The organism is Cellulomonas bogoriensis 69B4 = DSM 16987 (genome assembly GCF_000767165.1).
GTDB lineage: Bacteria > Actinomycetota > Actinomycetes > Actinomycetales > Cellulomonadaceae > Actinotalea > Actinotalea bogoriensis.
The window spans coordinates 1-13,538 of the sequence record NZ_AXCZ01000071.1 but is presented as its reverse complement, the minus strand read 5'-3'; the positions used below and the strand labels follow the sequence as shown (position 1 = coordinate 13,538).

At 74.0% G+C, this 13,538-nt stretch carries 15 protein-coding genes and 1 pseudogene; 7 read left to right on the top strand and 9 right to left on the bottom strand.

Features of this window, described 5'->3' with window-relative positions; translation table 11 throughout:
* Positions 1-262, top strand: a pseudogene (locus N869_RS17720) (hypothetical protein); the annotation flags it as partial.
* Between the two features lie 6 nt (positions 263-268).
* Here N869_RS17720 and N869_RS08205 read toward each other — a convergent pair.
* Positions 269-1,078: a CPBP family intramembrane glutamic endopeptidase gene (locus tag N869_RS08205; RefSeq protein WP_035060088.1), complete on the bottom strand. Its 810-nt coding sequence runs from the start codon at positions 1,076-1,078 to the stop codon at positions 269-271.
* A gap of 128 nt (positions 1,079-1,206) precedes the next feature.
* Between N869_RS08205 and N869_RS18485 the strand changes: the two genes are divergently transcribed.
* From N869_RS18485 to N869_RS08185, 4 genes are read left to right on the top strand one after another with little or no spacing between them, the layout of a single operon-like run.
* Positions 1,207-1,905, top strand: coding sequence for a hypothetical protein (locus tag N869_RS18485; protein WP_052105252.1), 699 nt, complete (start codon positions 1,207-1,209; stop codon positions 1,903-1,905).
* A gap of 59 nt (positions 1,906-1,964) precedes the next feature.
* Positions 1,965-2,243, top strand: coding sequence for a transcriptional regulator (locus N869_RS18480; RefSeq protein ID WP_052105254.1), 279 nt, complete (start codon positions 1,965-1,967; stop codon positions 2,241-2,243).
* Positions 2,240-3,178, top strand: coding sequence for an ABC transporter ATP-binding protein (locus N869_RS08190; RefSeq protein WP_035060084.1), 939 nt, complete (start codon positions 2,240-2,242; stop codon positions 3,176-3,178). Before N869_RS18480 ends, N869_RS08190 begins: the two co-directional genes overlap by 4 nt.
* Complete coding sequence (locus N869_RS08185) at positions 3,175-3,957, top strand: ABC transporter permease (protein ID WP_035060082.1); 783 nt, start codon at positions 3,175-3,177, stop codon at positions 3,955-3,957. Before N869_RS08190 ends, N869_RS08185 begins: the two co-directional genes overlap by 4 nt.
* On the opposite strand, the gene N869_RS08180 is transcribed toward N869_RS08185, so the two are convergent.
* Complete coding sequence (locus N869_RS08180) at positions 3,884-4,909, bottom strand: helix-turn-helix transcriptional regulator (protein ID WP_052105251.1); 1,026 nt, start codon at positions 4,907-4,909, stop codon at positions 3,884-3,886. The genes N869_RS08185 and N869_RS08180 overlap by 74 nt on opposite strands.
* A gap of 96 nt (positions 4,910-5,005) precedes the next feature.
* Here N869_RS08180 and N869_RS08175 point away from each other — a divergent pair, with 96 nt between their 5' ends.
* Entirely contained in the window at positions 5,006-5,419 is a 414-nt protein-coding gene (locus tag N869_RS08175) for a VOC family protein (RefSeq protein WP_035060080.1), read from the top strand.
* Positions 5,420-5,452: 33 nt separating this feature from the next.
* Here N869_RS08175 and N869_RS08170 read toward each other — a convergent pair whose 3' ends face one another.
* The 4 genes from N869_RS08170 to N869_RS08155 form a co-directional block, all read right to left on the bottom strand.
* Positions 5,453-7,894 carry a heavy metal translocating P-type ATPase gene (locus N869_RS08170; RefSeq protein ID WP_084136717.1) on the bottom strand — a complete coding sequence of 814 codons (2,442 nt, stop codon included), beginning with the start codon at positions 7,892-7,894 and terminating at the stop codon, positions 5,453-5,455.
* Positions 7,895-7,897: 3 nt separating this feature from the next.
* Entirely contained in the window at positions 7,898-8,128 is a 231-nt protein-coding gene (locus tag N869_RS08165; protein ID WP_035060078.1) for a heavy-metal-associated domain-containing protein, read from the bottom strand.
* A gap of 72 nt (positions 8,129-8,200) precedes the next feature.
* Positions 8,201-8,482 carry a metal-sensitive transcriptional regulator gene (locus N869_RS08160; protein ID WP_035060076.1) on the bottom strand — a complete coding sequence of 94 codons (282 nt, stop codon included), beginning with the start codon at positions 8,480-8,482 and terminating at the stop codon, positions 8,201-8,203.
* A 296-nt stretch (positions 8,483-8,778) separates the two neighbouring features.
* Entirely contained in the window at positions 8,779-9,738 is a 960-nt protein-coding gene (locus N869_RS08155; RefSeq protein WP_035060075.1) for a bile acid:sodium symporter, read from the bottom strand.
* 230 nt (positions 9,739-9,968) lie between these two features.
* Between N869_RS08155 and N869_RS08150 the strand changes: the two genes are divergently transcribed.
* Positions 9,969-10,340, top strand: coding sequence for a hypothetical protein (locus N869_RS08150; RefSeq protein ID WP_052105250.1), 372 nt, complete (start codon positions 9,969-9,971; stop codon positions 10,338-10,340).
* Between the two features lie 37 nt (positions 10,341-10,377).
* Here N869_RS08150 and hemL read toward each other — a convergent pair whose 3' ends face one another.
* The 3 genes from hemL to N869_RS08135 form a co-directional block, all read right to left on the bottom strand.
* Positions 10,378-11,709 (bottom strand): glutamate-1-semialdehyde 2,1-aminomutase, encoded by a 1,332-nt coding sequence (gene hemL, locus N869_RS08145; RefSeq protein WP_035060073.1) that lies wholly within the window; start codon positions 11,707-11,709, stop codon positions 10,378-10,380.
* A complete protein-coding gene (gene hemB, locus N869_RS08140) occupies positions 11,709-12,686 on the bottom strand; it encodes a porphobilinogen synthase (RefSeq protein ID WP_035060071.1) in 978 nt (325 codons plus the stop codon). Before hemB ends, hemL begins: the two co-directional genes overlap by 1 nt.
* Positions 12,683-13,538 (bottom strand): uroporphyrinogen-III synthase (locus N869_RS08135; protein WP_052105249.1); only part of this gene is annotated, 856 nt, incomplete at its 5' end. The genes N869_RS08135 and hemB, both read right to left, overlap by 4 nt.

Sequence of the window (13,538 nt, the reverse complement as noted above, 5' to 3'; positions counted from 1 at the left end):
GTTCGCCGCACGGGCTGCCGGCGCCCGACGGGTCGCGGTGGCGTCGGTGCACCTGGGGGCGGGCACGGGGCACGAGCTGCTGGAGCGCGTGAGCGGGGCGGACGTGGTGACGGCACCGGTGGGGCGGGACGCGCGGCTGGTGGGTGCGCTGCTCGACCGTTACCGCGAGGCCCGTTGTGCAGTCGACGTGCCCATGGAGCCCGCGGTGGTGCTCGGGGCGACCGGGGGTCCCGGGCCGACGGCGCTCACCCCCGTGGTCTGATCGGCCTCAGGTCAGGCCGAGGGCATCGAGCCACTGCTCGGGCAGGGCCGCGTACCCGACGAAGGCCACCACGTCGAGGGCGGTGTGCGCCACCACCAGGGGCATGACCCGCCGCGTGCGCAGGTAGTACCAGGTGAACAGCACCCCCATCACGACGTTCCCGACGGCCATGCCCGGCCCCTGGTAGAGGTGGTACGTGCCCCTGAGCAGCGCGCTCGCCACGATGATCAGGGGAACTGACCACCGGAGCTGCTGGAGCCGCTCGACCAGGTACCCCACGGCCACGACCTCTTCGAGCAGGGCGTTCTGCAGGGCCGCCAGGATCAGCACGGGCACCGTCCACCAGTACATGTCGAGCCCGGCGGGGTCGATCTGCACGTTGACGCCCAGGGCGCGGCCGGCCAGGTAGAACGCCAGACCGGGCAGACCCACCGCGGCAGCGAGCCCGACGCCCACGGCCAGGTCCCGTCCCACCCGGGCCCGGTCCAGGCCGATGCGTCGCAGCGCCGACCGCCCCGGGGTCGAGAGCAGGTACAGCGCGAGGGCCACCGGCACCAGTGCGAACCCGATCGCCATCAGCTGGTAGGTGAGGTCCAGGTACGGGCGCACCGACCGGGTCGGGTTGAGCGTCGCGGTCTGCTGGGCCAGCGGCAGGTCGGCGGTGTACCGCGCGTACAGCCGGACGGCGGCGTAGAGCGCCGACTGGCCCAGGGACAGGCCCAGCACGATCCAGATCTCCACCCCCAGTCGTCGCCGCGAGGGCGCGGTGGGGGTCGGCGGCTCAGGGGTCGGGGTTCCCGGCGGGTCGAGGGCCACGGGCTCACGCTACGTGACGGCGACCGGCGCCCGGACGCCGCAGGGCGGCGCCCCGGGGTTGACGGCCCGGGCGTGCGCCGCCATGATTCGCAAACAAGTTTGTGTCACAAAGTTGAGAGGCGTGTCCCATGACCACCGAACCGGAAGGTCCTGCGACGTCCGACCCCGACGGCGCCACCCTGGACCCGGCGGGTTCCGTCGCGCTGATCGACGCCCAGCGCGCCCGTCTGGAGAAGGCCACCGACGTCGACGGCCGGATCCTGTTCGGGGTGTGGGGTCTGGCGTGGTTGCTGGGCTTCGGCCAGCTGTGGACGGTCACCCAGGACCAGCCCCTCGTCCCCTGGTCCCAGGACGTCGCCTACCCGGTCTTCGGGTCCGTGCTCCTGGCCGCGATGGTCGTCACCACCATCCACACCGCGGTGCGGAGCTCGGGCCTGCGGGGCGGGTCCGCCGCCCAGGGCGCCATGTACGGGTGGGCGTGGTTCCTCACGTTCGCGGGTGTCGGCGCCCTCGCCCTGGCCCTGGCGCGCCTCGACGCGTCCCCGGACGTCATCGCCAGCGCCATGACCTTGACCTCCGTCCTGCTGGTCGCCGCGCTGTACATGGCCGGGGGAGCGATCTGGCAGGACCGGCACCAGTTCGTCCTCGGGGCGTGGATCGCGGTGACCGCGATCGCCTCCGGCGTGGTCGGGCACCCGCACATGCTGCTCGTCATGGCCCTCGCCGGTGGTGGCGGCATGCTCGTCGGGGCCGTCGTGGAGCACGTGCGCCGCCGCCGCGGCACCGCACCCCGCACCCAGCCGCTCCTGCCCCAGGGGCACCGGTGAGCCCGCCCCCGGCCGAACCGCTCGACCCCCTGATCCACACCCAGGCGCGCCTGCGCATCATGACCACCCTCACCGCCCTGCCGGCCGGCGACAGCCTGACGTTCCCGCGCCTGCAGTCCCTGCTGGACGCCACCGCCGGGAACCTCTCCACCCACCTGCGCCGCCTGGAGGACGCCGGCTACGTGCAGGTCACCAAGGGCCACCGGGGCCGCGTCCCCGCCACCCACGTGCAGGCCACCACCGCCGGCCGGCGCGCGTTCGAGGAGTACCTCACCGCACTGCGGGCCCTGCTCGACCCGTCCGGGACCGCGGCCCACGACCCCGAGGACCAGTCATGACCCACACCACCGACCCGCTCGTCACCGTCGAGCACGTGACCCGCACGTTCGGCGCCACCGTCGCCCTCGACGACGTCAGCCTGACCGTCCGTCCTGGTGAGCTCGTCGGGCTCCTGGGACCCAACGGTGCCGGCAAGTCCACCCTCCTCAGCCTCCTCACCGGCCAGCGGCGCCCCGACCGCGGCGTGGTGCGCCTGTACGGCGGGGACCCCCGCGACCCGGCCAGCCGCACCCGTCTGGGCCTGACCCCGCAGGAGACCGGCCTGCCCCCGACCCTCAAGGTCAAGGAGGTCGTCGAGTTCATCGCCGGCCACTACCCCGACCCCCTGCCCACCGGGGAGCTCCTGGACCTCGTCGGCCTCACCGACCTCGCTGGCCGCCAGACCGGCGGCCTGTCCGGCGGGCAGAAGCGGCGCCTGGCCGTCGGCCTCGCCCTGGCCGGGCGACCCGGCCTGCTCCTGCTGGACGAGCCCACCACCGGCCTGGACGTCGACGCCCGCCACGACCTGTGGGACGTGCTGCGCAGCTACCACGCCACCGGCGGCACCGTCGTCCTGACCAGCCACTACCTGGAAGAGGTCCAGGCCCTGGCCGAGCGGGTCGTCGTCATCGACCACGGGCGCGTCCTGGCCGACGACACCCTGGCCGCGGTCCTGGCCCGCGTGCAGCTGCGCCGCGTCACCTTCCGCACCACCGCACCGACCGGCGAGGCGCTCGCGGCCCTGCCCGGGGTCGCCCGGTGCGAGCAGGACCAGGACGGGACGGTCGACCTGGTCACCGCCGACGCCGACGCCCTGGTCCGCGACCTGGTCACCCGGTCGGTCCCGTTCGAGGGGATCACCGTCGCGGGCGCCAGCCTGGAGGAGGCGTTCCTCGCCATGACCCGCGTCGACGCGCCCCACGAACCCACCATCCCGACGGGAGCGACCCGATGACCACTGCGACCCACGGCACGGACCTGCGCCGTCAGCTCGACCTGACCCTGCTGCACGCCCGCTACCAGGTGCTGGAGACCGTGCGGGTGCCCGTGGCGCTGATCGGGAACCTGGTGTTCCCGGCACTGGCGCTGGCGTTCTTCGTCCTGCCGCAGCGGGAGGTCGCCGGTGACCCGGTCGCCGCGACGCAGGCGGTGTCCCAGCTGGCGCTGTTCGCGGTGCTCGCGACGTTCATCTTCACCTACGGGGTGGGGGTGGCCGAGGACCGTGCCCTGCCGTTCGACCCCTACGTGCGGACCCTGCCCGCCGGGCCGCTGCCCCGTCTGGCCGGCCGGTTGCTGACCGGGGGGCTGTTCTCCCTGACGTCGTTGGTGCCGGTGGTGCTGATCGGGGCGATCGGGACGGCCGCCGACCCCGGCGCGGCCCGTGTGGCTCTGGGTGTGGTGGCGGTGCTGGTCGCCGGCACACCGTTCCTGTTCGCCGGCCTGGCGATCGGGTACGCCTTCACCATCAAGGCGGCGCTACCCCTGGCCCAGGTGCTCCTGTTCCCGTTGGCGTTCGCCGGGGGGCTGTTCCTCCCGCCCCAGATGTTCCCCGCGTGGCTGGACACCGCGTCCGGGTTCCTGCCCACCCGCGCGGGCCGGGACCTGGTGGTGCACGCGACCACCGGCTCCGGTGCGACGGTCGCCGACGTGGTGGTCCTGGTCACCTGGACGGTGCTGCTCGCGTCCCTGGCGGTATGGGCCTACCGCCGCGACGAGGGCCGGCGCTTCCGCTGACCTGCTCGTACGCCAGGCAGGTGGACCTGGCCTCAACGAGGAGCGTCTCGCGGAGATCCGCCGGTTCCAGGACGAGTGCATCCGGCCCGAACCGGCGCAGCACCTCCACGGCGTGCGACCGGTCCGAGAAGCGCAGCAGGACGCGGGAGTACCCGGGACTCGTTCCCGGCCCGGGCGGCTCCAGTGCCTGGGCCAGGGTGAGCAGCTCGGCGATGCGGTCCGGCCGGACCAGCGCCTCGACGGGCTCGGGTGTGAACCGTGCCCGGAACCGGGCACGTGACTCCTCCCACAGTCCGCGCAGGTCCAGGTCCGGGGGCCGGTCGGTGGGCTCGTCGAGCACCTCGACGGACGAGATCCGTGCGAGGTGGAAGAACCGCACCCGACCTTCTTGCGCCCCCGCCAGGTACCAGGTGCCGGCGGAGCACACGAGCCCGAACGCGTCCAGGTGCCGATCTCGGGTGTGTGCGGTTCCCCTGCTGCGGTAGCCGATCCGCACGCGCCTGTCGCCCATGACGGCGTGCTGCAGGGCGTCCAGGTGCACCGGGGTGCGGTGGGGGAGCCAGCCGCCGGCATCGACGACGACGCGCCCGGTCACCATGTCGACGGCGTCGCGCGTGGAGGCCGGGAGCGCGGCCGTGAGTTTGAGCCGTGCCGAGGTCAGGGCCTCCAGCAGACCGAGGTCCTGGGCACCGCTGACCGCCGCGGCTGCCAGCAGCGCCTGCGACTCCTGCGGCGTCAGGCCCGTGACGTCGGTGCGGAATCCCGGGTCCAGGCGGATCCCGCCGCCCCGACCGGGCACGCAGTACACGGGCACGCCCGCTGTCGAGAGGCTCTCGACGTCCCGGTAGACGGTGCGCACCGAGACCCCGAGCTCGCGGGCGACCGCGGGCGCGGTCAGGGAACCCCGCGCCCGGAGCATCCACAGCAACGAGAGCAACCGGTCCGCCCGCACGGGTCAAGGCTCCCAGGAGAACCTGACACGAGACGTCATGTTTGCCTGTCAGTCTCGCGGAAGGGGCCGAGGGACGGTCCCTGGGAGGAACCCACCGTGACACCTGACCTCAGCCCCTACGTCGTGTTCGAGGGTCGGGCGCGCGACGCGCTCACCTTCTACGCCGGTGTGTTCGGCGGTGAGCCGCTGATCGAGACCTACGGCAGGCACCGGGCCAGCGAGGACCCCCTGGACCAGGAGCGGGTGCTCTACGGGGTGCTGCGCAGCCCGGACGGCTTCGTGATCCGCGCCACCGATGCCCGCACCCAGGAGAGCCTGACCCTCGGTGACAACCACTTCCTGTGCCTGAACGGCGACGACGACGCCCTGCTGCGCCGGTGCTGGACCGGCCTCTGCGTGGGCGCGGTGGTCGTCCACCCCCTGGAGACGGCCCCGTGGGGTGACGCCTACGGCAAGCTCGTCGACCGGTTCGGGGTCACCTGGCAGGTCAACATCGGTGACTCCGAGTAGGTCGGACGAGCGTGCCGCAGGCGTCGCCCCCGGTCAGCCCGCCCGGCGCAGGCGCAAGGAGTTCGCCACCACCAGCACCGAGCTGGCGGCCATCGCGGCCCCGGCGATCATCGGGTTGAGCCACCCGAGCGCGGCCAGGGGGATGGCGGCCACGTTGTAGAAGAACGCCCAGAACAGGTTCTGCTTGATGATCCGCAGGGTGTGCCGCGACAGACGGATCGACTGCCCGGCGGCCCGCAGGTCACCGCGCACCAGGGTGAGGTCCGCGGCCTGCATGGCCACGTCCGTCCCGGTGCCCATCGCGAGGCCCAGGTCGGCCTGGGCCAGGGCGGCGGCGTCGTTGACCCCGTCGCCCACCATCGCGACCACCCGCCCCTGGTCCTGCAGCTCCTTGACGGCGGCGACCTTCTGGTCGGGCAGCACCTCGGCGATGACCTCCTCGATGCCGACCTGATCGGCGACGGTCCGCGCCGCGGCCCGGTTGTCACCGGTCAGCAGCACCGGCCGCAGGCCCAGGTCCCGCAGCTCGGTCAACGCCTGCGCCGACGTGGCCTTCACCGGGTCGCGCAGCACCAGCACACCGCGGGCCACCCCGCTCCACGCGACCATGACGGCGGTCGCGCCACCGGACTCCGCACCGGTGAACGCCTGGTCCAGGCCGGTGGTGTCCACGCCCTCGTCGCGCAACCACGACGGCCGTCCGACCAGGACCCTGCGGCCCAGCCCCACACCGTCGTGCGCGGTACGCACCACACCGGTGACCCCCCGCCCGGCCTCGTTGCTGAACTCCACGACCTGGTCCGAGCCGACCTCGACCCCGTCAGCCCCCACCCGCACGTCGCTGGCGGTCCCCGGCTCCGGGGCGCCCCCGGTGGTGAGGGTGTCGCGGGCGCGGGCGGCGATGGCCCGGGCGATCGGGTGCTCGCTGCGGGCCTCGACCGCCCCGGCGAACCGCAGCACCTCGTCGGCGTCCACCCCGTCCGCGGGCAGCACGTCCACCAGGTCCATGCGGCCCTCGGTGACGGTGCCGGTCTTGTCCAGCACCACCGTGTCCACGCGCCGGGTGTGCTCGAGGATCTCCGGTCCCTTGATGAGGATCCCCAGCTGGGCGCCCCGACCCGTGCCCACCAGCAGCGCCGTGGGGGTCGCCAGACCCAGGGCGCACGGGCACGCGATGATCAGCACGGCCACCGCGGCCGTGAACGCGGCCTGCGGCCCACCGCCCACGAGCATCCACACCGTGAACGTCCCGATGGCCAGCACGTTCACGATCGGCACGAACACCGCCGAGATCCGGTCGGCCAGGCGCTGGATCGCGGCCTTGCCGGTCTGCGCCTGGGCCACGAGCCGACCGATCTGGGCGAGGGTCGTCTCTTCGCCCACGCGGGTGGCCCGCACCACCAGGTACCCGGAGGTGTTGATCGTCGCACCCGTGACCTGCGACTCCGGGCCGACGTCCACCGGCACCGGCTCCCCGGTCAGCAGGGACGTGTCCACGGCACTGGTGCCCTCGACCACCACCCCGTCGGTCGCGATCTTCTCCCCGGGCCTGGCGGCGAACAGGTCACCGACCTGCAACGCCGCCGTCGGGACCTGCTTCTCGGTCCGGCGCCCCGCGTCGTCGGTCACCAGGAGCGTCGCCTCGGTGGCGCCCATGGACAGCAGGGTGCGCAACGCGTCACCCGCACGGCGCCGCGACCGGTGCTCGATGTACCGGCCCAGCAGCAGGAACGTGGCCACCACGGCTGCGACCTCGAAGTAGATCTCCGGCATGTGCATCTCGCCCACGGCCATCCGGGGGATCAGCACCGGCTCCATGCGCATGCCGATCTCGCCCGCGCCACCCAGGGTGATCGCCCACAGCGACCACACGCTCGCGGCCGTCACCCCGATCGACACCAACGAGTCCATGGTCGACGACCCGTGCCGTGCCGCCCGGGCCGCGGCCCGGTGGAACGGCCACGCCCCCCACGTCACCACCGGCAGGGCCAGGGCCGTCACGACCCACTGCCACCCGGGGAACTGCAACGGCGGCACCATCGACAGCACCAGCACCGGTGCGGTGAGGATCGCCGAGACCACCACCCGCCGGTACAGGTCCTCCCCGCGCTCGCGGGTGGGTGCGGAGGTGTCCTCGTGGACGTCGTCGTCGTGCTGGGGCCCGTGGCCGGACAGCGCGGCCTCCGTGGCGCGGCTGTCACGCAGGACGGTCGCGGTGTACCCGGCGGCCTCGACGGCCTTGACGACGGTGGTCGGGTCGACGTCGTCGGTGAGCTCGACCTGGGCGGTCTCGGTGGCGAGGTTCACCACGGCGCGCGCGCCCGGGACCTTGCCGATCTTCTTCTCCACGCGGGCGACGCACGACGCGCAGGTCATGCCCCCCACGGCCAGGTCCAGGACGGCGACCGGGGTGACGGGGACGACGTCGGACGCCGTGCCGTCCGTGGCTGCGCTCGGTGGGTGGGTGCGCGCCATGGTTCAGCCCTCCGTGGGGGCGATCGTGTACCCGGCCTCGTCGATGGCCTCGGCGATCGCCTCGTCGCTCAGCTGCTCGGTGGACGTCACCGTCACGTGCGAGGTCGCGCCGGTGACCAGGTCGACCTTCACGTCGGTGACGCCGGGCAGGGCGCGCAGCTCCTCGTCGACGGACCGCACGCAGTGGCCGCACGTCATGCCCTGGACGCCGATGGTGATGGTCTGGGTGCTCATGGTTCCTCCGTGTGGCTGGTTCGTCGGGTGCGTCGTCGTGCGTCGTGTCGGGTGTTGTGCCGGGGTGTGGCGTCAGCTGCGTACCAGGCGGGCGATGGCCTCGGCGGCCTCGCGGACCTTCGCGTCGCCGGCCTCGTCGGACTCGCGGGCCGCGTTCACCACGCAGTGGCCCATGTGGTCCTCGACCAGCCCCAGGCTGACGGCCTGCAGCGCCTTGGTCACGGCCGCGACCTGGGTCAGGACGTCGATGCAGTACTTGTCGTCCTCGACCATGCGCGCGATCCCGCGCACCTGGCCCTCGATGCGCCGCAGGCGCTTGAGGTAGTCGTCCTTGCTGCCGCTGTAGCTCGCCATCGTGGTCCTCCTCGGTCCGGCCCCGAAAAACCATACCCCCGTAGGGTACCCCTGTCACGGCCCTAGGTCCCACCCCACCGGGACGACGCCCCGACGCACCCGCCCGACGTACCGGGGAGCGCCTGGTGCGTATGGCGCACCACCTGCTCCCCACAGGCGCTCCCGCGCGGCCGAGGTCCGGCAACGGGGAGCGTTTGGTGCGGCATGTGCACCATGTGCTCCCCATTGCACGGGCTGACCCTGCGCCGGCTGACCCTGCGCCGGCTGACCCTGCGCCGGGCGGGCCGTCGGGTCGGTCAGGGGGCCCGTCGGCGTCGGGTGCGTCCCACCCAGGGGAGCAGCAGGACGACGAGCAGGAGCTCGACGACGGACTGGACCACCACGACCACGGCCGCGACCTGCAGGTCCCCGGGCAGGGCCAGCGCGAGGGGGAGCACGACGAACGAGTTGCGGGTGACCAGGCCGAACGTCAGGGTGCGCGCCTGCCTGTCCGGAAGTGAGAACGCGGACGCCAGGCCGCGTGCGACCACCACCGCGGTGAGCGCGAACCCCACGAACACCGGCACCAGGACGGGCAGCAGGCCGACGGCGTCGAGCACCGTCCCGGCCTGCGCCGCGGCGACGAGGAGCACCACCAGCGCGAGCAACGGCACCGGGGCCCACCCGGACCGGTCACGCCACCGGGCCCGAGCCGGCGCGTCCCCGACCCAGCGCTCGGTCAGTGCCGCGGCCGCCAGCGGACCCAGCACGACGACCAGCGCCGGCCACACCACGTCCCCGTCGACGACCGCGCTGACCTCTGCCGGGGCCATGACCAGCAGGTACACGGGCAGCAGGACGAGCTGCAGCAGGAGGTTGACAGGGCTGACGGCGATCGCGCGGGCGGTGTCACCGCCGGACAGCTGGGTGAAGGTGATGAACCAGTCGGTGCACGGCACCAGCAGCACCAGCAGCACACCGACACGGACCGCGGGGTCCGCCGGCAGCACCTGGACCAGCCCCCACACGACCAGCGGCATGATCACGAAGTTCCCGGTGAGTGCCGCACCGGTGAACCGCGCGTCGACGAGCGCGGCCCGCAGGTGCAGGAGCGGCACCTGCACGAACGTCACGTACAGCAGCAGCGCGAGCGCCGGCCACAACACCCGCTCGGCGACCGGCCCCACCGCGGGTGCGACCGTACCGACCCCCAGTCCCAGCCCGATCGCCGCGACGTAGACCCACACCTGGTGCTTCTCCAGGGCCTGCCGCGTCACGTGGCACCTTCCGTCCGGGGTGCCCCACGGTATCCAGCCGACGAGGGCATGACGCGGACGGTGGGCGGGCTCTTGCCGCGGGCCGTCAGCCGGAGATCCCTTGATCGACTGCTGTGGGGGCGAGGACGCTCGTGCCATGGAGATCTCCGCGACGGTGCGGCTGCCTGACGGGCTGACGCTCAGGACCGCACGTCCCGGCCACCGGCCCGCGCCGGGCGTACCAGTACTACGTGCGGATTCCCGACGAGGGTGCCCTGCTGGACGCGCTGCGCCCCGAGCTGGACCGGCGCCTGGCGTCAGCCGGACTGGACCGCACTGGCGACGAGGTCGTGATCTGCACCTACGCCCGTCACCACCGGATGGCCGTCACCCCCGAGGGGCTGGGGCCGGTGCGCACCGGCGGCACCATGCAGGACCCCACCGACGCGGGTGCGACCGCCGTCGCGCCCGACGCGCTCGCCACCGCACTCCTGGGGTCCAGCAGCCTCCACGACCTCAGCGCCACCCGTCCGGACGTCGCTCCCGGCCCCGGCGAGGACGTCGACCGGGCCCTGTTCCCCAGGCTCACGGCCGACGTCCTCACCTACTACCTGCCCTGGTGACCTAACTGCCCGCCCTGGTGACCTGGCCACCCGGTCCTCAGTCGGGTGTGGCTGCCGCGGCGGCGCGTGCCGCGGCGGGCAGGGCCTCCAGGATCCGGGTGACGGCTGCGTCGTCGTGGGCGGCCGAGACGAACCAGGCCTCGAAGACGCTGGGCGGGGCGTGGACCCCGGCGTCCAGGAGGGCGTGGAACAGGGCCCGGTACCGGAACACGTCCTGGGACTGCGCCCGGGCGTAGTCGGTCACGGGGCCGTCGGCCGGGTCGACGAACGCGGCGCTGAACAGGGTGCCCGCCCGTTGGATCGAGTGCGCGACGCCCTCGGCGGTCAGGGCCGTGGACAGCGCCCCGGCCACCGTGTCGGCCACGTGCGCGACCCGGGCGTACACGTCGGCGTCCGCGGCCCGCAACGTCGCCAGTCCCGCGGCCGTGGCCACCGGGTTACCCGACAAGGTGCCCGCCTGGTAGACCGGACCGGACGGTGCCAGGTGGTCCATGACGTCCCGCCGACCACCCACCGCGGCGACCGGCAACCCACCACCGATGACCTTGCCGAAGGTCAGCAGGTCCGGGGCCCACCCCTCCTGGGCGCCCTCCAGGCCCCACCAGCCCCCGGGGCCGGCACGGAACCCGGTGAGCACCTCGTCCAGGACCAGCAGGGCACCCTCGGCGGTGCACAGCTCACGCAGCTCCCGGTTGAACCCCGGCAGCGGCGGCACCACACCCATGTTCGCCGGCGCGGCCTCGGTCACCACCGCCGCGATCCGGCCCGGGTGGGCCGCGAACGCCGCCCGCACCGCGTCCACGTCGTTGTACGGCAGGACGAGGGTCTCGGCAGCCACGGCCTCCGTCACACCGGCGGACCCCGGCAGCGCCAACGTCGCGACCCCCGACCCCGCCGAGGCCAGCAACCCGTCCAGGTGCCCGTGGTAGCAGCCCCCGAACTTCACCACCAGGGGCCGGCCCGTCACCCCGCGCGCCAACCGCACCGCGGTCATCGTCGCCTCGGTGCCCGTCGACACCAGGCGCAGCCGCTCGACGGCCGGCACCCGGGCCATGACCTCGCGGGCGAGCTCGGTCTCCCGGCCGGTCGGGGCCCCGAAGCTCAGCCCCTGCGCGGCGGCCTGCGTCACGGCCGCGACCACCGCCGGGTGGGCGTGCCCCAGGATCGCCGGCCCCCACGAGCCCACCAGGTCCACGTACTCGTTGCCGTCCACGTCCGTCAGCCACGCACCGGACGCCGACGCCATGAACCGTGGGGTTCCCCCCACCGACCCGAACGCCCGCACCGGGGAGCTCACGCCACCCGGCATCGTCCGCTGCGCCTCCTCGAACAGCTCCTCGGACCGTGCCGTGCCGCCAGTGGTACCCATCACCTCTCCTCTCGCAGCCAGCCCGCGAGCTCGACCGCCCAGTACGTCAGGACCGCGTCCGCCCCCGCCCGCCGGATGCTCAGCACCGACTCGGTGACCGCCGCCCGCCGGTCGATCCACCCGTGGGCCGCGGCGGCCTCGATCATCGCGTACTCCCCGGACACCTGGTACGCCCACACCGGCACCGCGCTGGTCGCGGCGACGTCGGCCAGGACGTCCAGGTACCCCAGGGCCGGTTTGACCATCACCACGTCGGCGCCCTGCGCCACGTCCAGGTGCGCCTCACGCACACCCTCACGCCGGTTCGCGGGGTCCAGCTGGTAGGTGCGGCGGTCACCGGTGAGCGTCGACTCGACCGCGTCCCGGAACGGCCCGTAGAACGCCGACGCGTACTTCGCCGCGTACGCCAGCAGCGCCACGTCCGTGCGGCCCTCACCGTCCAGGGCCTCACGCACCGCGGCGACCTGCCCGTCCATCATCCCGCTCAGGCCCAGCAGGTGCGCCCCGGCCCGGGCCTGCGCCACCGCCATCTGCCGGTAGACGTCCAGGGTCGCGTCGTTGTCGACCTGCCCCCGGGCGTCCAGCACCCCGCAGTGCCCGTGGTCGGTGAACTCGTCCAGGCACAGGTCCGCCTGCACCACCAGCTCGTCGCCGACCTCCGCGACCACGTCGGCGATCGCGGTGTTCAGCACACCGGTGGGCGAGCACCCCGCCGTACCGGTCGCGTCCCGCACCGCCGGCACCCCGAACAGCATCACCCCACCGACCCCCGCCGACGCGGCACCGGCCACCGCCCGCCGCAACGAGTCCCGTGTGTGCTGCACCTGACCGGGCATCGAGGTGATGGGCGCCGGCTCGGTCAACCCCTCACGCACGAACAGGGGCATCACCAGCTGGGCCGGGTCCACGTGCGTCTGGGCGGTCAACCGGCGCATCGCGGGCGTGCCCCGCAACCGTCGGGGGCGAATGGTCGTCATCGTTCTCCCATCGGGGTGCCCGCACCGGCCCGGTGACGGGGGTTGTCCAGGGCGTGGGCGGTGAGCGCGTCGAGGAGCTCCTCGGCGGACGCCGCGCCCGGCACCACGTCTACACCGAGCCCCGCGTCCACGGCGGCCTCACGGGTGCGGGGCCCGATGCAGCACACGACCGTCCCCGCCGCCGGCACCCCCACCCTCTGCACCAGGTGGGTGACGGTGCTCGCCGACGTCAGCAGCACCGCGTCGACCCGGCCACCGGTCAGGTCCGAACCCACCTGGGGCGGGGGCGGCGGTCCCGGCACCGTCCGGTAGGCCACCACGTCGTCGACCTCCCAGCCCAGGGCCGTCAGACCCGTCCGCAGCGTCGCGTCCGCGAGGTCGGACCTCGGGTGCAGCACCCGCCACGGCCCCGGGCCCCGGGGCGGGCGGGGGAACTCCGCGACCAGCCCCCGCGCCGACCGCTCACCGGACGGCTCCAGGTCGACCCGGGCCCCGGTCTCCGTCAGCGCCCGCGTCGTCCCCGGCCCGACGGCCGCCACCCGCACCCCACCCAGGACCTCGCCCCACCGGTCGCCCGACGTGAGTCCCTGGGCGTGCAGGTGCGGCAACCGTCCGGTCACCGCCCCGACGGTCGTCGCACTGGTGACCACCACCCACGTGTGCCCACCGCCCGCCGCCCGCACCAGCGCCCCGTCCAGGGCGGCCACGTCCTGCGGGGGCGCGAACTCGATCAACGGGACGACCACCGGCTCGGCCCCGCGCTCGCTGAGCATGCGGGCGACGCGACGGCCCCAGGGGCCTCCGCGGGGGACCAGGACCCGCCACCCGGCCAGGGGGCCGGGGTGGGGGGCG